Raw genomic sequence first — 19,797 nt, 5'->3', positions numbered from 1 at the left:
AATACATCTGAATGGGATTTTTGCTGAGACTATTTTCGAAGAACGCTCTTTTTGTCTTCTTTATATTCCTGCAGATTGTTGCTCTGGTTCTTATATTCTCTAAAAACGCCATGCAGAAATCATGGGTAGCTGGCCAGTCGGCTGCGCTGAATTCATGGATTTCGGGGTATATAGATGAAGGGGTTTCATATCTGAAACTGAAACAGATCAATGAAGATCTTGTGGCTCAGAATAAATCTCTGATGCTCCAGCTTTATGGAAAAGAGGGAGCCAAGAATCCTGTATTCAAAAAAGTACATGATACTTTAGGCGGTGGACAGATCTATACTTTTGTAGACGGTGAAATCGTGTTTAACAGTATCAACAGAAGAAATAACTATTTTACGATCAACCGTGGCCGCAGAGACGGTGTTTTTCCTCAGATGGGCGTTATGGCTCCCAAAGGAATCGCGGGGATCGTTATCAATTCTACAGACAGCTATGCTTTGGTGCAGTCTGTTCTTAGTGTCAATAAAATCAGAATCAACGCATCGTTGAAAAATTCCGGATATTTTGGAACTTTAACGTGGAATGGTGATAATTCCAGAGTAATGCACCTTGCCGATATTCCTAAATATGTAGCCTTAAAAGTGGGAGATACTGTTGTTACAGACGGTAAATCTGCTATTTTCCCTAAAGGCGTCATGATCGGAACCATCGCAGGATATTCTGTAGATAATAAAACCGGTTTCTGGGATATCTCAGTGGAGCTGAGTGAAAAAATGGGTGCTTTGAGTAAAGTATTCGTTGTGAAAAATCTTAAGAAAGCCGAAGTACAGAGAATTCAGGATACATTGCAGACCGTAATAAAAAAAGAAAATGATTAGCAGGACTTTATTTACCGATATATTGATCATGATCTTCCTGGTTGCATTACAGATTTTTGTACTCAACAGGATCACTCTTTTCGGAAAGTATACACCGGTTCTTTATCCGGTTTTCGTCATGTTTTATCCCTTCTTCAGAAATAAATATCAGTTTTTAGCTTTAAGCTTTTTAATAGGACTTTCTGTAGATGCATTTCTCTATTCATGGGGAATCAATGCATTTGCAACCACGTTGATTGCGTATTTTAGAACGTTGATCTTCAGAACTTCCACAGATACTTCCACAGACTTTTTCTCTTTTCAGTCCCTCCAGTGGGCGCAGTTTTTGCTGTTTCTGTTCTCGAGTATCTTCCTGCATCAGCTTTTAGTGCAGTATATAGAATTTTTTAAATTTAGCCGTTTTTTTGAAATATTACTTAATGTAGTGATCACAAGTATAATTTCCTTTATATTTATCGTTGTTTACGCATTAATATTTAAAATCAAACAAAAAGTTTGAACACACGTTATTTAAAAATCTTTTCTGCCTTAGTCGTAATCGCCCTTATTTTTGTGGCGAGGCTTGCGTATTTGCAGATGTTTACAGACCGTTATGCCTTAAATGCGGCTAATACCTCCATTAAAATTGAGTACGTCATTCCACAAAGGGGTGTCGTTTTCGACAGAAACGGAAAGATCCTGGTAGGAAACCAGCCTGCTTACGAAATATCTTTTACACAGGCGCTCATGAAGCCTGATTTTGATACATTAGGATTCTGTAATCTGATGCAGATCAGCAAACCCGATTTTATCAAAAGAATTGACATCATTAAAAAAGAAAAATACTATTCCAAGCTGACCCCGATGACCTTTCTGAAGGACCTCAGCAGAGAAGATATTGCCAGAGTACAGGAAATTATTTTCAAATATCCTGCATTCAGTATTGTGTCCAGACCTCAGCGTCAGTATGAAGTGGGAACTTCCGGAAACCTTTTGGGATACACCAGTGAAGTGAATGAAAGAGAAATCAAGAAAGACTCAGTTTACTATCTTCCGGGAGATTTTATCGGAAAAACCGGTGTTGAGAAATCTTACGAAAAAGAACTTCGCGGTGTAAAAGGGATGAAGTATATCCAGAAAGATATTAAACTTCGGAATATTGGTTCTTACAAAAACGGAACCCTAGATAAAGACGTTATTACCGGAAAAGATATCACGCTGACCATTGATTATGATCTTCAGAGAATGGCAGAAGAAATGCTGGTGGGAAAACACGGAGCTATTGTAGCCATTGATCCTAATAACGGAGAAATTCTGACTATGGCAACCGGCCCGGACATTGATCCTAATTTATTCACAGGTCCTTACAAATCAAAAAATCTTTACGCATTATCGAAAGATACATTATACGAAAATAAACCTACGTTTGACCGATCTGTTCAGGCGGCTTATCCTCCGGGATCTACCTTCAAATTGCTGACTGCTTTGGCAGGAATGCAGATGGGTGTAATGGATGAAAATACCGTTTTTCCATGTGGTGGCGGATTTTTCTACAGAGGTTTGAGAATTAAAGGACACGGAGGCGCAGATCCTTTGATTCCGTCTATTCAGGTGTCCAGTAACTGTTATTTCTCGCATGCCTTTATTGCCATCATGAATAAATATCCGAAAGATCCTTCCAGAGGAGTGGATGAGTGGAAAAAGATCATGAGTAGCTTTGGGGTAGGAGAATATCTGAATAATGATATTGCCGTTGGTTCACCGGGAAGAATTCCTACCGGGAAGTTTTACGAAAAGAGAAGCGGTAAAAAAGACTGGACAGGTGATTATACGATGAATGGTTCTATTTTCAATGGAATGGGGCAGGGAGATGTCTTGGTGACACCTCTTCAGTTAGCCAACTATGTAGCTGCCATTGCCAATAAAGGCTGGTTCTACACCCCTCATATCGTTAAATCTATTGACGGAAAACCTAATCCGGATAAAAGATTTAAAACAAAACATCAGACCCTTGTAGACCCAAAACACTTCGAGCCTGTACTGAAAGGTATGGAAGCCGTAGTATTGAGAGGTACCGCAAGAAGTTTGAAATCCAACGACTTCACCCAGCTTGCCAAAACAGGTACAGCACAGGTGCCTCAGGGAAAAGATAACTCAATTTTCGTTTTAATTGCTCCTGCGGATAAACCAAGAATTGTGGTAGCAGCAGTAATGGAACATGCCGGATTTGGTGCGACATGGGCAGGTCCAGCCTGTACGGTGATCGCTGAAAAATATATTACGGGAGACCTGAAAAGAGAAAACCTGTACAAGAAGATGACCGGTGCTACCTTCATGCCTGAGTACAAAAGACAATGGGTGGCAGATCTGAAACGTAAAGGCCTGTACAAAGATCCTAAAGAAGACTCTGTTAAGGTGAAAAGAAAACTGGACAGTCTGAATTTTATCAAGGAGCAGAAAATAAAACTGCAGAAAAAAATAGACGAAGAAACAAAGAACAACGCTAAAAAAGTAAAGCAATGAAGTGGGCAGAAGGAATAGATAAACTAGGACTGGGGCTGTATTTCCTGCTTTGCATTTTTGCCATAGCTAATATTTACAGTGTTGACCAGAAATTAGGAGAAAAACAGTTGGTATTCTTCTGTATCTCATTGTTTGTTGGTTTAATTATATTCGTGGGAAGAAGCAAGTTCTTCGAGAATATGTCAGGTATTATTTATATCGGAGGAGTCTTACTTTTGATAGGACTTTTCCCGTTCGGTAAAGAAATCCTGGGCCAGAAAAACTGGTACAAATTCGGAAGCTTTACCATGCAGCCTGTTGAATTTGCAAAAATAGGAACGGCACTTATGCTGGCGAACTACGTTTCCGGGCCTGATTTTAATCTAAAGGTTAAAAAATCGCTCTGGACTGTTTTAGCCATTATCGGTATTCCCGCAGCGGTGGTTCTGATGATTCCCGATGTGGGTTCCATGCTTGTATTTATTGCATTTTTTATCGCTTTATACCGAGAAGGACTGAACGGTCTTCTGTTTGGGGTAGGATTTATATTTGCAGGAGTCTTTTTGATTTCTCTTGCTGTCCCTCCTTTGTATGTGGCATTGGCTGTGGTTATCATTGCCGGAGTGCTGATCGCTATGAATTACCATAGAATGTCCTGGGACGTGATCTCTATTTCAGGGATTGCAGGATCAATTATATTACTGTGCGGACTTGCTTTCGGATCGCCATACATTTTAGAAAAACTACCAAAACACCAGAGAGAAAGAATTGAGGTTCTTTATAAAGGAGAAAAAGCATTTAGAGATACCTCCGGGTACAACTTATTATATTCAAAAACTGCCATCGGATCCGGTGGACTTTTAGGAAAGGGATACCGTGAAGGATCTGTAACCCAGGGGAAATTCGTTCCGGAACAGGAAACCGATTATATTTTCTGTACAGTAGGCGAGGAATGGGGCTTTGTAGGAAGTGCCGTTCTGGTCTTGTGTTATATGGTATACATCGGACGGATTTACTATCTTGCGGAACAGCAGAAGTCAGCCTTTAACCGGGTATTTGGATATTGTTTTGCTTCCATCCTGATGATGCACTTTACTATCAATTTAGGGATGGTTATGGGGCTTTTCCCGACTGTGGGTATTCCGCTCCCTTATTTCAGCTACGGAGGAAGCTCGCTGCTTGCTTTTTCTATGATGACTTTTATTTTCTTTAAACTTAATTATTCGGATAAGAACAGCTTGGTGTAAAGTATAAGCTTTACCCTTTCTTAAATCTGTATCAATTAGTTGGAAAGATTAATAAGCACTACTTATGAATTAATACCAGAATGAAACAGGCATATATCTCCGATCAGGATTTCCAAAATATAATCTTTTCCGATCAACGCCTACAAACAGGCGAATATGAAAACTGTATCTTCAGAAATTGCAGCTTTGAATACGCGGATCTTTCAGATTTCAGTTTCACAGACTGTGAGTTTATCGGTTGCAATCTGAGTATGGCAAAACTGGTTAAAACAGCGTTCCGTACCGTTACTTTTAAAGAATGTAAAATGTTAGGGCTCCAGTTCAGTGAGTGCAACGGCTTTGGACTTTCATTTACTTTTGATGGATGCGCTCTCAACAATGCGGTATTTTATAATACTTCGGTTAAAAAGACCCTATTCAGAAATTCCAAATTAATAGAAACCGATTTTGCTGAATGTGATCTGTCTCATTCAGTATTCAAAAACTGTGACCTGTCCGGTGCTATTTTCGACCGTACAAACCTTGAAAAAGCAGATTTCAGAACCTCCTTCAATTATTCCATAGATCCTGCCGTAAACAGGCTTAAAAAGGCTAAGTTTTCACTTTCCGAAGTACACGGGCTTCTTTATAAACTGGATATTGAAATCGATAGGGAGTAGAAGCTAGAGATTAGAAGTTAGATGGTTGAGGTCGGAAAATCTCTTCCGGTTATTTCATTAAAAACTCAATGGAGGTGGGCTTTAGCCCGCCTTCTGTATTAATGCAGTTCGTTTAGAAGAAGAATAGTATTTCATTAATTCACATGTTTTGAAACCTATGCTCAAATTATTCAATAGCGACGGGTTTTAACCCGTCGTCATATGTAGAGGATTACAATAAAGGCTTTAGCCAAAGCCTATAATTCATACAGACCCTCATCTGAAAAATTAAGCAACCCTTCTTACAGGCTCGAAAATTCACTTCCCGCCCACCACTATTCCCCTTCTGAAAGGGTGGATTTTTGCAACGCAAAAAGACGGGGTTAGTCATAAAAATAAAAAAGCCATCAGAAATCTGATGGCTTCATTATTTAAATCAATTATTTAAAATTAAAAACTTGTCGCTGTGGATGGAGTAGAAGAAGCTAAGTTGTTATAAGCATCTCCGTTCTCGTTGATCACTCTTTTTGCAAACCTGAATTTGGGTCCCCAGTAAGAATCATTCAGCGATGAGATCATTACCCCTTTAGAAGTGGCTGCGTGGATGAATTTGATTTCTCCTTCTTCAGTTACACTTTCTACGATACCTACGTGAGAAATTCTTCTTCCGTGTGAAAAGAAGATTAAGTCTCCTTTCTGAAGGTCTCCTTTTTCAATACTTTCCCCTTCCTGAGCCTGAGAAGCTGCTACTCTTGGTAAGCTAAGCCCCGCTGCTGCTCCGAATACAGAAAGAACGAAAGCTGAACAATCAATACCTCTTCTTGTCATTCCTCCGTATCTGTATGGAGTTCCAAGGTATGTTTCAGCTTCTGTTAGGATATTATCGATCGTTTTATTGTATTTGACTGCTTTTGCAATCTCAGAATTCTTAATGGCTTTTTTCGCGTTGGCGATAGATGCGGCCTTTTCGGCTAGAAAAGAATCGATAAGTCTTTGCTTATCCTGCTCCATTTTCTTGTTATCGATAGAAGCTAGTTTGGCATCTGTTTTGTATTCTTTAGCGTAAGTTGCTGGCTGTGAAACTACATAATTTGTAGCGCAAGATTGAACTGATACTGTAGACACTAAAGCAACTAAATAAAACAAAACTCTTTTCTTCATATATATTTGATTATCCGTGTTAAAAGGAATATTTATTTTCACAAAGCATTACAAAAGTAGAGATTCCGAGCAAAAGAGCCCTGATATGATTATTGTCAGGTTCTTTATTTAACACATTTTAACATATTATTTAAGTATGTTAAAGAAAAACAAACCGCAACCGCCTGTTTTTGGCGAGTCTGCGGTTTTTTTTATTATGATTCTTTAACAAAATAATTCTACTTTCCTTTAAATATGCAGGTTTTGTGAAATTTAGGGAGAAAAGGCGATCAAATATTCTTTAACAATAAGAGCTTATTTTGAGAGCTTTATTTTGATGCTTTGCCCGTCTCTGATCTCCTCTGAGGCACTTTTAACAATTATATCATCCGGAGTGACAGGACCTATGATGGTAGTCGTGTCACCATTTGAAATTCCTGACGTTACCGGAACCCAGTGAGCTGTATTTTTTTCAACCCGGATCACAAAGACACCTAAAGAGGAATTTAAAACCGCAGAAGTAGGAACAGATAATGTCTTATTATTTTCGCTTAAAGGAAGGATCACATTAGCTACCATTCCCGGAAGCAGTCTTTTATCTTTATTGTACACATCCATCTCTACAGACTGTGAGCGTAAACGGCTGTCAAGAGCACCTGCCGATCTGGATATCTTTGCGGTAAACGTTTCGCCCGGAAGAGACTGTACAGAGAATTTGATGTCCCCTTCTTTATTAAGGCTGCCGGTATAAAATTCAGGAACATTGACGATAAGACGCAGCCTGTCTTGTTGTACCAGATTGAACATAGGAAGTTCAGATCCTTTTCCTGAAGGGCCTACATAAGCTCCTGCACTTACATTTCTCACCGCAATATTCCCACTGAAAGGGGCTCTGATCTGTAGATAATTTTTAACATCAATCACCTCTCTGTAAGAAGCTTTTGCTGATTCCAGCTGGGCGATGTCTGATCTTTGTGCCGCCAGAGCCTGTTCCAGATCGAGGGCGGAAATCGTTCCCGGAGTCTTACTGGTTTCTTTTAAACGGTCGTACTTGGCTTTACTGGCAATATAAATCGCTTCTTTAGATTTTAAAGCAGAGGCAGCAGCACTTTGCTGGGCATTAAGTTCCGGAGCTTCCAGAGTCGCGAGAAGCTGTCCGGCTTTTACTTCATTGCCGACATCTACATACAATTTCTTTACAAAGCTGCTTATTTTAGCATAAACGTCAACCTTCTGGTAAGGCTGAAGCTCACCGGGAATAGTTCTGGAAGATGCAAAATCTCCCTGTTTGGGATTAATGGCTTCAATTTCCGGAGTTGCTGAAACAGCCGTCTTTTTTTGCTCGGGTTTGTCACTGTGCCCGCAGCTTTGGAGGCTTAAAAACAGGACTGCGGGAATTAAATATTTAGAAAATGAGTTCATAATGTTAAGGTTTAATAACGGTTGATCAATCTATTTTGTCAGTTCAGGGATAAAATGAATACTTTCTTCATCTTCAGGATCCAGGGAAACACTTTGAGTCGTTATTTTACCCTGTCCCCATGCAAACGCAAGCGGAAGAATAAACAGGGCTGCAAAGGTGGAAGCTGCCAGTCCGCCAATCACGGCGCGTCCCAGAGGAGAAACCTGATCTCCGGCTTCTCCCAGCCCTAAAGCCATTGGCACCATTCCTACGACCATGGCTAAGGCAGTCATCACAATAGGTCTGAGTCTTAAAGCAGCAGCTTCTCTGGCAGACAGTAAAGCATCACCGTTATGTTTTCTAAGCTGCTCGGCATTTGTAATCAACAGGACCGCATTGGAAATGGAAACGCCCACAGACATGATGATTCCCATATAAGACTGAAGATTAAGAGTGGAACCACTTACAATTAACAAGGCCAATGCTCCTAAAAGTACGGCTGGTACAGTTACCAAAACTACACCGGACACTTTAAACGACTGGAAATTGGCTGCCAGCATAAGAAAAATGACCATAATTGCGATGACAAGGCTGCTCTGTAAACTGCTCAGGGTTTCGTTAAGCGTTTCACTCAATCCGATAAGTTTAATATTCAGTCCTCTTGGCAAGTCATCAAGATGATCAATTACTTTCTGTACGTCTTTTGTAGCCGTTCCAAGGTCTGTGTGATTCAGGTTTGCAGTGACAGTAAGCATTGGCATTGCTCCCAGGTTATCAGTTTCTCCGTACGTGAAGCCGTCTTTGATGGTGGCTACATCTCCCAGATTCGGTCTGTTGGAGTTTTTCTGTAATGGAATAGCTGCGATTTCCGCTTTGCTGTTCATCTTATTTTCCGGAATCTGAACCTGTACGTTATAGCTGTATCCGGCCTTTTCATCAGTCCATATATTTTTTTCGGTATACCTTGAAGAAGATGTGGAAGCCACAAGTGAACGTGAAATTTCTGAAACATCTACTCCTAGCTGAGCGGCACGGATCCTGTCTATGGTAATATCTACGGTAGGATATTTGATAGACTGACCGATCTGTACATCACGCAGGTATGGAATTTTTTTAAGCTCGGCTTCTATTTTCTTAGCGTAAGCTTCATTAACTCCTTTATCTCTACCCGAAAGTCTGACTTCAATCGGAGTAGGAGAGCCTTGGCTGAGGATTTTCTCCGTCAGTTCAATAGGTTCGAATGAAAGTTTCATTTCAGGGTTAATGCTTTTTGCTTTTTCTCTGATCTTATCTTTAAGGTCATCCATATTGGTATGGAAGCCTTCTTTTAACGCAACCTGAACTACCGTTTCATGAGATCCGGCCATCCAAAGATAAATGGGACTTACTGAAAATAGGTTTGGGTGGTTTCCTACATACGCTGAGGTAATGGAAATATTGTCTTTTCCCACAATACCTTCTATCCCTTTTAGCAGTTGTAAGGCTTGCAGTTCTGTTTTTTCAATCCGGGTCCCGTCTGGAATTCTCATTCGTAATTGGAATTGAGATCCATTGACTTGGGGAAGAACATCTCGGCCAATATTGTTAAGAAGCAGAGCGACCAATCCTATACTTAAAATCATATAGCCCAGCACAACTGTTTTCCGGTACGGCATAATCCTGTCCAGGAATTTCAGGTATCGGAATCTTACTTTTTCAAACAGACTGACTTTTCCATCCCGGTTGCTGTCTTCCTGTTGCAGAAGAATTTCTTTCTGGCTCCAGGTGTCATTTTCATTGCTTAAACCGGCGGCCTGAAACTCTTCTGCTTCAGTCATCGTATGTCCGTCTTTTGCTTTGTGATGTTTCACTTTCATGATCCAGTTGGCCATAACTGGAACAAAGGTCTGAGCAAGGAAATAGGAAATAATCATACTGAATCCAATGGATAATGCTAATGGAAGGAAAAGAGATCCAGGAATACCGCTCATCGTAAACGCCGGCGCAAAAACGGCCAGAATACAGAACAGGATCAGTAGTTTTGGGAATGCTATTTCTTTACAAGCATCCCATATGGCCAGGGCTTTTGGTTTGCCCATATCAAAATGCTGATGTATGTTTTCTATGGTTACCGTACTTTCATCCACGAGAATTCCGATCGCCAAGGCAAGTCCGCTCAACGTCATAATATTAATGGTCTGACCAAACAGGTTGAGAAATAAGACCGCTGAAATAATGGAAATCGGGATGGTGAGGATCACAATAATCGCTCCCCGGATATCTCCGAGAAAGAGTATAACCATTAATCCTGTGAGAAGGGCGCCGATCGTTCCTTCACTAAGTAAGCTTTTGACGGAATTAATTACATACGTAGATTGATCAAATTCAAAACTTACCTTTACATCATCCGGAAGGTTAGACTGGATCTGTGGAAGCTGTTTTTTAAGATTTTGAACAACATCCCATGTAGAGGCATCGGCGCTTTTAGCAATACTTAAATAGACGGAACGGCGGCCGTTTACCAATGCATAGCCGGAAGTGACATCTGCACCATCGCTCACCGTTGCCACATCTCTTAAATAAAGATTCTGTACACCACCTTTGAATAAAGGAATGTTCTCAAAATCTTTTACATTCTTGATCATTGTATTGGTTGGAGTAATGTAGTATTTATCCCCGATCCGAACGTTTCCTGAAGGAGCCGTCTGGTTATTGAGACGAAGGGCTTCCACCAATTGATCCGGTGTCAGATTATGCTGGCGGAGAAGATCCGGATTTGCATTAATCACCACCGTACGGATATTTCCTCCAAATGGCGGTGAAGAAACAATACCCGGAATAGAAGTGAATGTAGACCGCACATATACATTGGCTAAATCCAAAAGTTCATTGTTGGTTCTTTTGTCACTGCTTAAAACCAGCTGGCCTACCGGAAGGGTAGAAGCATCAAAACGGATGATAAACGGCGGGTTGGATCCCGGTGGAAAGGCAGCCTGAATTCTGGTAGAGAATGAATTCAACTCTGCGGCGGCTTGAGCCATATCGGTTCCCGGATAAAAGTTGATCTTCATCAGCGTAAGGCCCTGAATGTTTTTGGTCTCAATGCTTTTAATTCCGTTGACGAAAAGGAAAATATTGATATACTGCTTGGCAAAAAAGGCTTCCATCTGCTGGGGAGTATAGCCGCTGAAAGGGTGAGAAACATAGATGACAGGCAGTTCCAGTTTAGGGAAAATGTCGACCTTGACAGAATCTACAGAACGCAGTCCGAAGAAAAAAAGTCCTGCTACAATCACCAGGATCGTAATGGGTTTTCTTAATGCAAATCTTATTAAGTTCATTTATATAATATTGATATCGTTTATAGGTATTTTACAGTTTGCTTTCAAACACGGAGAAATCTCCGGAGGCAGCTGCTTTCAGTAGTAAGGCATTCCAGACGTTGCTTACCGCAATATCCCGGTCTGTTTCTGCTCTGATCAAAGCGTAAATGGCCTGGGATAAATCAACCAGATCTGTAAGCCCGTTTTTGTACAGAACAGATCTTTGGATGTAAGCATCATTGGCGGATTTTAACTGAACCGGAACCTGATCGTAAACGGTCAGGGAGTTTTTCCATTTGGTTTCGGACAGGTCCATTTGAGCTTTAAGCTGTTGTTCGGCGAGATCGTATTCGTGTTTCAGTCCCTGGCTGGTATAGTCCTGAGCGCTGATTTCTTTTGAAAGCCTGAAGGTCTGAGTAAGATTCCAGGAGATTCCGACACCGATCAGATAGTTGGTTCGGGTGGGATTAATTCCATCCCAGTAAGACGTGGTGAAATCATTTTGATTCTGCGCATAGCCGTTGCCAAATCCTGAAGCCCGCGTCTGAATGATACCAACCATTGAAAAAGACGGATAATACTGGGTTTTGAGCAATTGCTTTTCCTGCTCACTGACTTCGATCCGGCTTTTGTAAAGGGAGAGAAGCGGATGGTTTTCAAGTGAAATGTCAGCCCCTACAGGTAAATCGGTAGGAATTCTTTGAAGTAACGTATTATCCAGAACAAATTCCTGAGATGGAGTTCCCATAAGCTGAGCCAGTTTATTTTCCTGTTCCTGCTCATTGTCTTTTGCTTTGGTATAAGTGATCATCGCATTGGCGTAATCAGCTTTTGCCAGAGAAAGGTCAACGCCGGGGACGAGACCGTTTCTTTCTTTGACCTCAACGATTCTTCTGATGGTATCTGTTCTGTTGAGATTTTTTTCGTACGAAAGTTTTAGTTCTTTAGCCGCGAGTACGTTGATGTAGGCTGCGGCTACTTTTACTTTATGCTGGAAAACCTCATCGGAAAGGTCTCTGGTGTCGCGCTGTGTTTTGGATTCTGCTACTTTTATCCTCTGCTTGGCTTTTCCAAATGAGAAAAATTCCCAGTTTGCATTCGCCAGATACAGGGATCCAAAGGCGGCATTCCAGTTTTGTTCGGGTAAAGGAAGTCCGGAAGACGCTGTTCCATATCCACCGAATCCGTACAATGGACCATTCTGTCCGTTTACGGTTCCGAAATCCTGCTGAATACTGAAATTAAGATTGGGTAAACTCTGTCGCCTGGCCAATTCTACAGATTCCTGAGAAGAAAGTCTGTAAGATTCTTTGGCTTTAATGGATCCGTAATTGTGGACGGCAGTTTCCAGTGCGGACTGCAGGGAAAGGACTTCCTGCGCATGAGCGGTACTGTAAAATACTACAGAAAATACTGCTGCAATAAAAGCTCTTGAAAGCATCGGTTATATATTTTTTCTTTGGTCAAAGTAAAAAATACAATTTGTAGCAATCTTGAAGTTTGAATGAAAAACGGATAAATTTTAAACCGGAGAATTCATGATCTGTTCTACGTTTTCGAACGCAGAGTCAAGGGTTTCAGGATTCTGCTCCGGAACAAACGGCTGGTGATGGTGGTCTTTGTCAAAATAAACGGTAATGGTATGCCATCCTTTTGAAAAATCATAATAGACAGGGAATTCATTCACCTCGCAAATCTGTTTTACAATGGACAGTCCGAGTCCGATGCTGTCCTGTGACTGATTGCTTTTTTTGAAACGTTTGAAAAGCTCTTGTGTAGGAACATCAGGTTCCTGGCCGGTATTGCTGATCTGATAGAAATGACGGGTAAGATTGACTTCTATCCTGCCTTCTTCAAGATTATGGCGGATTGCATTGGATAAAAGGTTGCTGAGGAGGATTTCTGTAAGCGCAGGATGTATTTTTACATATACTCCTTTCTCGCACTGGCGGTTCAGGGTAATGCTTTTCAAGGCCAGATGATCTGAGTATGTAAAGAGGGTCTCCTTTTCAACAGTGCAGAACTTAACCTTTTGGTGCGTTGAAAATTCGTGATTATTAAGTTTGGTTAAAAGCATGAGTGAACGGTTGATTCGGCTCAGTTTATCAATAGAATTCTGAATGTCGTTGAGAAGGGCAGCCTGTGTTCCGTTGATGTCGGTTTCAGCAAGCAGCTCTATTTTGCTTTGAATAACGGCCAGCGGCGTCTGAACTTCATGTGATGCGTTTTCACTGAACTCTTTGACTGAGGCATAATCTTCAAGCGCCTTGTCTGTCATATTCTGAAGGAATTCATTCAGTTTTTTGAATTCTTTGGTGCTGGTAGGAATCAGTTGAAGACGTTCTTTCTTTTGAATGCTGAACTGTTGCAATCCGTCTATCGCATGGTGGAATGGTTTGAGGATAAATTTAGATAGAATTCTTGCTGTGATCAGGACTAATGCTGTGATCAGAATCATTTTAAAGAAGAGTGCATTCAGCATGCCGCCGATGATTTCTTCTGTTGCTGTCACATAAGTATAAGAGGAAATTCTGTATACTTTCTGATCGAGCGCCATATAGGTATTAATCCGGATTTTACATTCATTCAGTGAAAATCCATTGTTTTTAAGGCAGGTGTGGATAACCTCAGGGTTTTTGGAAGGCAGTGTATTGCCTTTGAGTAAGGTGACGGAAATGGGAAGTCCCTGTGTTTTCTTTTCGGGCGCTTCGCCTACTCTTAACTGATAGGTAACATGTTGATTTACTGATTTTAATCGCTCAATTTCTACATCATCCAGTCTTTTTTTTGTGCTGTTGTAGGAAATATACATACTCACTGGCGTAACCAATAAGACAATAGCAATGAACCAGAGCGATATTTTATTTAATAAATTCATGAACCCTTATACTTTAATGCATTGAACTTATATCCCAGGCCATAAATGGTTTCGATATAGTCGTTGCCCTTTGCCGTTCCTATCTTTTTTCTGAGGTTTTTAACGTGCTGATAAACAAAGTCAAAATTAGCTAAATTATCGGTATAATCGCCCCAAAGATGATTGGCGATGGATTGTTTGGATAATACCCGGTTTTTGTTGACCAGAAAATAAAGGAGCAGTTCAAATTCTTTCTGGGTGACTTCCAGTCTCGCTTCCCCTACAGAAACTTCGTAAGTGTCCGTATTTAAAATAATCTCATTGAACCTTACTTCATTGTAGCCATCCATTTTTTTTCTGCGGAAAACGGCTCTCAATCTGGCATGGAGTTCAGGAAGATGAAAAGGTTTGGTGATATAGTCATCAGCTCCTTTTTCCAGTCCGTGGATCTTGTCATCTAAGGCATCTTTAGCTGAAATAATCAGAACGCCGCTGTTGATCTTTTCCTTTTTGAGGTGATTCAGCAGCTGCAGACCGTTACCGTCCGGAAGCATAATGTCCAGGAGTATACAGTCATAAGAGTTAAAGCTCAGCCGTTCCAGTGCTTCGTGATACTGGTACACGCATTCGCAGATATAGTGCTCCCGCTCCAGATAGCACGACATGCTTTGGGCTAAATCTTTGTTATCTTCAATGATCAGAATTTTCATAACGCAACAAAATTAAAACTAAATCTTATACCAATTTTGAAGTTGACTAAAATATTGATGCTGAGGTTGATATTTAAGAATGAAGGAGGAGAGGTGGATGTCTGAAGATGGCCACCGGAAAAGGTTTTAGATCAAAAAAATTCCCCGGAAAAACCGGGGAACTTAACTAATATGGAACTTTACAGATGTTATTTTGTAAATAACATTTCTCTATATTTAGTCATTGGCCAAAGCTCGTCATCCACCATCATTTCAAGATCATCAGAAGCTTCTCTGATCACATCAAATAAAGGAATTACTTTGGTGCAGTATGTTTCTGCCTGCTTTTGACTATTAGATACAGCCTTCGCTGCTTCTCTTGCTTTAATAAGATCTTCAACGCCCAGTTTAATTTTGGAAACGTTTTCAGAGATATTGGTGATTAAGCTCATTTGCTCTTTCGCCAGTGTTTTGAATTCTTTGTCCGGGAATATTTCCTTAAGACCTTTTACGTTCTCGATCAGTCTGTTCTGATAATTTAAAGCTGAAGGAATGATGTGGTTTCTTGCGATATCACTTAAAACTCTTGCTTCAATATCAATAACAGTAGAATATTTTTCTAATTTAATTTCGTTTCTTGCCTCAACTTCTCTGTGAGTAAATACTCCGATTTCTTCGTAAAGAGCAACGAATTTTTTATCCATTTCCTGCTTAAGCGCTTCAGGAGTGGTTTTTAAGTTATTCAAACCTCTCTTTTTAGCTTCTTTAGCCCAGTCATCAGAATATCCGTCACCTTCAAACATAATGCTCTTGCACTGCTTGATGTATTCTCTCAATACGTTGAAGATCGCTTCGTCTTTCTTAAGACCTGTTTCAATAAGAGCATCAACTTCTTTTTTGAAATCGATCAATTGTTTTGCAGCGATGGTGTTCATTACCGTCATAGATTCTGCACAGTTTGCAGAAGATCCTACTGCTCTGATCTCGAATTTATTTCCTGTAAATGCAAATGGAGAAGTTCTGTTTCTATCTGTGTTATCCAGAAGAATTTCAGGGATTTTTCCAACTACATTTAATTTAAGATCTGTTTTTTCGTCCGGAGAAAGTTTTCCTTCTGTTACTTTTTCCAGTTCTTCCAATACTCTGAACAACTGGCTTCCGATGAATACGGAAATAATTGCCGGCGGAGCTTCGTTGGCACCTAATCTGTGGTCGTTACTTGCAGAAGCGATACTTGCTCTTAAAAGGTCAGCGTATTCGTAAACTGCTTTGATGGTATTAACGAAGAATGTTAAGAACTGTAAGTTTTTCTTAGGGTTTTTTCCCGGGCTTAAAAGGTTTTCACCTGTATCCGTTGCTAAAGACCAGTTGTTGTGCTTCCCGCTTCCGTTTACTCCTGCAAATGGTTTTTCATGGAATAAAATATGGAAATGGTGCTTGTGAGCAATTCTTGCCATGATGTCCATCAACAGAGAGTTGTGGTCTACGGCAACGTTTACTTCTTCAAACATTGGAGCCAGCTCGAATTGGTTTGGAGCCACCTCGTTATGTCTTGTTGTTACAGGAATTCCCAGCTTCATACATTCGATCTCCAACTCTTTCATGAAGTTCATGACCCTTGTCGGGATAGAACCGAAATAGTGGTCATCCAGCTGCTGTCCTTTAGCAGGAGAGTGACCTAATAAAGTCTTACCTGTTAAAACAAGATCCGGACGCGATTGGTATAATGCGGAGTCAACTAAGAAATATTCCTGCTCCCAACCTAAGGTAGGAGTTACTTTTGTTACGTTTTTGTCAAAATACTGCATTACGTTGGTTGCAGCTTCATCCACAGCATTCAACGCTCTTAAAAGAGGTGCTTTATAATCTAAAGTTTCTCCTGTGTAAGAGATAAAGATAGAAGGAATACATAAAGTAGTTCCCATGATGAATGCAGGAGAAGTTGGATCCCATGCGGTATAACCTCTTGCTTCGAAAGTGTTTCTGATTCCTCCGTTCGGGAAAGAAGAAGCATCAGGCTCCTGCTGGATCAGTAGGTTTCCGCTGAATCTTTCGATAGCTCTTCCTCCTTCAATAGGCGTAAAGAAAGAATCGTGCTTTTCTGCAGTAGTTCCTGTCAATGGCTGAAACCAGTGCGTGTAGTGAGTTGCTCCTTTGCTCATTGCCCAGTCTTTCATAGCTACGGCTACCTGGTCTGCAATGTGTCTCTGGATCTTTGTTCCTTTTTTAATAGCATCCATGATAGACTGGAATGCTTCCTTTGTCAGGTATTCTCTCATCGTCTCTTCTGAGAAAACATTCTGGCAGAATAATTCTGACAATTTTCCGGGAACCTCAACAGAATTATCTCTTCTGAAGTCCTTAAATGGTAAAGTTTCTAACGCTTTGAATCTTAAAGTTGACATATTAAGGTTGTATTTTGTGGGGCAAATTTACAAAAAAAATGAATTCAAAATGTTTTTACCCTAAAAAATATAGGGGTACTTCTGAAATTTTTAAAATATAAACTGTGGTTTAACTTTTTATTATGGGGGTGCGGGAATAATGTATTCTAAATTTATCCTTTATAGAAGCCTCATCAATACATTTTAGATCAAACATTTTAGAATGATAAAGATACAAATTTAAACTGCTTGTTAAAAGATACTTAAAATAAGTTGAGCCGAGATTTTGTATATTTGTGTGAAATTTATTTTATGACAAATTCTAGAGCTAGAGAAACAACGGAAGCAATTGAAAGATTGTATATTTCTATGAGACACCTCTTTTACAGAGGTTTTTTTAAACCTGCCGGTGTTTCTGGAGAAAGTATCAGAAGTTTGTTAAAGACTATCAATCCAGAGATTTATGGTACCATGAATATTCCTAATAAATTGGAATTAAATGGTTTGATGTACGTTTTAGACAGACTTCCTGAAGGAATTGAAGAATGTGCTTTTATTCATCTTACATCGGATGAGGGTTTTGATAAAGGAAGTTTCGAACCTATTGTACCTAAAAAGAGAAGAAGAAACTGTTACAGGATAGACGAGCACCAGATGAACATTGAAGTTCTTTTGGGGCGTTCTGAAATTTATGATATTCTTACCCACCTTACCTTCTTATTTATAGAAGCAGACAAAGTGAGAAATCTGGCTTTCATTCAGGATGAAAACTGGAAACCTACACGTGCTTTTAAAATCATCGAAGAAGTAGTAAAAGGGGAAAAGAAATTCAGCAGAAAAGAAAAAGAAGTGGCTTTGATTCATTTGTCTTCTTTAATCGGAAGAACGTTTGAAGAGACATTGAACGCTTATAATTCTTTCGGGGATGATGAAAATCCGGATCGTTTATTCAAAATCATCTACAACTTAGGAAAAGTAAGTCTTGAAGATGCAAAACAGACCAGAGAAAGAGAAATTCATTTCAGTGCGATATTAAAGGAAAGAGTAGGGCACCACTATTTCGGTGAAAAATGGGCCAACAAAGTGAAAGAAGTTTTATTTGAAAACAATCTTCATATGCGTCCGCTTCACATCATTTCAGCCAACATGCACTCTGTGAAAAATATGCTGTATGGAAATGATGCTTTAAAGAAAAAAGACAACAAAGAAGTAGATTATAAGCTATACGGAGATATTTCCGATAAAAAAGAACTTCGCGACAAAGTTTCAAAATACGCTTTGGAAGAAGGTTTGATCTATATTAATGATAAGAGCGGAAGTAATATTGACGTTCAGATCATCGATTTAAGCAAGACAGATCTTAAAAATACCCCATTCAGCGGTATAAAATATGGCGGAGACGATGTGATCATGGTGTTCGACTATGCTTTCGGAGAGCAGGCTTTTGAGGTAATGGATGAGTTGCTGAGACCTTTCGAACACAAAGGAGAGGTGTATATGATGAAAGTGAAATCTGTTTCCATCATGGGTAAAGCCGGAATTCTGGATGGAGGGAAAGGAGATATCATGATTCCTACTTCTCATATCTTTGAAGGAACAGCAGATAACTATCCATTTGAGAATGCCCTGAAACTGGATGATTTCAAAGATGATGAGCTGAAGGCGTTTGAAGGTCCGATGATTACCGTATTGGGAACATCGCTTCAGAACAGAGACATTCTTTCTTACTTTATGAACACTTCATGGAAAGCCATCGGTCTTGAAATGGAAGGGGCGCATTATCAGAAAGCCATTCAGGTAGCTTCGAAGATCAGACATCATATTGCACCGGATCTGTTTGTATGTTATGCTTATTATGCTTCGGATAATCCATTGGAAACGGGAAGTACCCTTTCTTCAGGAGGCCTTGGTCTTACAGGCGTAAAACCAACCTATCTGATTACTTTAAGAATCCTTGAAAAGATCTTACAAAGCGGGAAAAAGGAAATTTCTGCTAAAAAATAATTTGATTTTAAATCATATTGAAACCTCAGATGTTTTTGCATTTGAGGTTTTTTGTTTTTAAACACAAATGCCACGAATGTTTTTCACGAATACCACGAATTGATTAGTGTTTAAAATTGTGCTTTTATTAGTGTTATTTGTGGTTAAAAATCTGACGATCTGCACCGTTCGCGAAAGCTTAAAAAAATAATTATCTTTAAGAATCATAAAATGTCAAACAATGAGCTCAGCTTCACAATTAGCAAAAAGATTCAGGGAAGTCTTGCTGGACGGCGTGTGGATTGCCAATACGAATTTTAAAGACCAGCTTTCAGATGTAACCAGGGAACAAGCTGTCACCAAGGTAGGTTCTTTAAATACCATTGCCATGCTCACCTTTCATATTCATTATTATATAGCGGGAGTTCTCAATGTACTGGAAGGAGGTGATCTTGAAATAAAGGATCAGTTCAGTTTTGATCTTCCGCCCATTGAATCTGAAGAACAGTGGAAAGATTTGTTGAACAGGCTTTGGACGGATTCAGAAAAGTTTGCCTCATTGGTTGAGCAAATTCCTGACGATAAACTGGATGAGGTTTTCGTAGATGAAAAATACGGAACCTACAGAAGAAATATAGAGGGTATGATTGAGCATAGCTATTATCATTTGGGGCAGATCACTTTAATAAAGAAGATGTTGACTCATCCATAATTTTAAACACAAATAATTTGTACAATTTGTGTTTTAAAAAATATGCACAATCAAACTTAACCATCAGAATAAAACCTCATCTAATCCATAACAGAT

At 39.8% G+C, this 19,797-nt stretch carries 14 protein-coding genes; 7 read left to right on the top strand and 7 right to left on the bottom strand.

The window, feature by feature from the left end:
* The first annotated feature begins 11 nt into the window (after positions 1-11).
* The 5 genes from mreC (at position 12) to BM143_RS17730 (ending at position 5,253) form a co-directional block, all read left to right on the top strand.
* Positions 12-866, top strand: a complete 855-nt coding sequence (mreC, locus tag BM143_RS17750) for a rod shape-determining protein MreC (protein ID WP_034724154.1) — start codon at positions 12-14, stop codon at positions 864-866.
* Positions 859-1,365: a rod shape-determining protein MreD gene (mreD, locus tag BM143_RS17745; RefSeq protein WP_090025996.1), complete on the top strand. Its 507-nt coding sequence runs from the start codon at positions 859-861 to the stop codon at positions 1,363-1,365. The genes mreC and mreD overlap by 8 nt, the downstream gene beginning before the upstream one ends.
* Positions 1,362-3,368 carry a penicillin-binding transpeptidase domain-containing protein gene (locus BM143_RS17740; protein WP_090025994.1) on the top strand — a complete coding sequence of 669 codons (2,007 nt, stop codon included), beginning with the start codon at positions 1,362-1,364 and terminating at the stop codon, positions 3,366-3,368. The genes mreD and BM143_RS17740 overlap by 4 nt, the downstream gene beginning before the upstream one ends.
* Entirely contained in the window at positions 3,365-4,594 is a 1,230-nt protein-coding gene (gene rodA, locus BM143_RS17735) for a rod shape-determining protein RodA (protein WP_034724149.1), read from the top strand. The genes BM143_RS17740 and rodA overlap by 4 nt, the downstream gene beginning before the upstream one ends.
* An 80-nt stretch (positions 4,595-4,674) precedes the next feature.
* The gene (locus tag BM143_RS17730; RefSeq protein ID WP_090025992.1) at positions 4,675-5,253 is read left to right on the top strand and encodes a pentapeptide repeat-containing protein; all 579 of its coding nucleotides are present in this window, start codon (positions 4,675-4,677) and stop codon (positions 5,251-5,253) included.
* Positions 5,254-5,682: 429 nt separating this feature from the next.
* Here the strand turns inward: BM143_RS17730 and BM143_RS17725 are convergent, their stop codons facing one another.
* The 7 genes from BM143_RS17725 to BM143_RS17695 all read right to left on the bottom strand — a co-directional run bounded on the left by BM143_RS17725 (position 5,683) and on the right by BM143_RS17695 (position 17,027).
* A complete protein-coding gene (locus BM143_RS17725; protein WP_034724147.1) occupies positions 5,683-6,393 on the bottom strand; it encodes a C40 family peptidase in 711 nt (236 codons plus the stop codon).
* Positions 6,394-6,687: 294 nt separating this feature from the next.
* A complete protein-coding gene (locus tag BM143_RS17720; protein WP_090025990.1) occupies positions 6,688-7,794 on the bottom strand; it encodes an efflux RND transporter periplasmic adaptor subunit in 1,107 nt (368 codons plus the stop codon).
* 30 nt (positions 7,795-7,824) lie between these two features.
* Positions 7,825-11,094 (bottom strand): efflux RND transporter permease subunit, encoded by a 3,270-nt coding sequence (locus BM143_RS17715; RefSeq protein WP_090025988.1) that lies wholly within the window; start codon positions 11,092-11,094, stop codon positions 7,825-7,827.
* Positions 11,095-11,125: 31 nt separating this feature from the next.
* Positions 11,126-12,517, bottom strand: coding sequence for a TolC family protein (locus tag BM143_RS17710; protein ID WP_090025986.1), 1,392 nt, complete (start codon positions 12,515-12,517; stop codon positions 11,126-11,128).
* Between the two features lie 81 nt (positions 12,518-12,598).
* On the bottom strand, positions 12,599-13,954 hold the full coding sequence (locus tag BM143_RS17705) for a sensor histidine kinase (protein ID WP_090025984.1): 1,356 nt from the start codon (positions 13,952-13,954) through the stop codon (positions 12,599-12,601).
* The gene (locus tag BM143_RS17700; protein ID WP_034724141.1) at positions 13,951-14,643 is read right to left on the bottom strand and encodes a response regulator transcription factor; all 693 of its coding nucleotides are present in this window, start codon (positions 14,641-14,643) and stop codon (positions 13,951-13,953) included. Before BM143_RS17700 ends, BM143_RS17705 begins: the two co-directional genes overlap by 4 nt.
* A 188-nt stretch (positions 14,644-14,831) precedes the next feature.
* The gene (locus BM143_RS17695) at positions 14,832-17,027 is read right to left on the bottom strand and encodes a glutamine synthetase III family protein (RefSeq protein WP_034724140.1); all 2,196 of its coding nucleotides are present in this window, start codon (positions 17,025-17,027) and stop codon (positions 14,832-14,834) included.
* 291 nt (positions 17,028-17,318) lie between these two features.
* Here BM143_RS17695 and BM143_RS17690 point away from each other — a divergent pair, with 291 nt between their 5' ends.
* Entirely contained in the window at positions 17,319-19,010 is a 1,692-nt protein-coding gene (locus tag BM143_RS17690; protein WP_090025983.1) for a DUF6909 family protein, read from the top strand.
* Positions 19,011-19,230: 220 nt separating this feature from the next.
* Positions 19,231-19,701 carry a DinB family protein gene (locus BM143_RS17685; protein ID WP_090025981.1) on the top strand — a complete coding sequence of 157 codons (471 nt, stop codon included), beginning with the start codon at positions 19,231-19,233 and terminating at the stop codon, positions 19,699-19,701.
* The last annotated feature ends 96 nt before the right edge of the window (positions 19,702-19,797 follow it).

The organism is Chryseobacterium oleae, from assembly GCF_900115055.1.
Taxonomy (GTDB): Bacteria; Bacteroidota; Bacteroidia; order Flavobacteriales; family Weeksellaceae; genus Chryseobacterium; species Chryseobacterium oleae.
The sequence above is the reverse complement of the archived record's forward strand: the minus strand, read 5'-3'. Positions and strand labels throughout refer to the sequence as shown.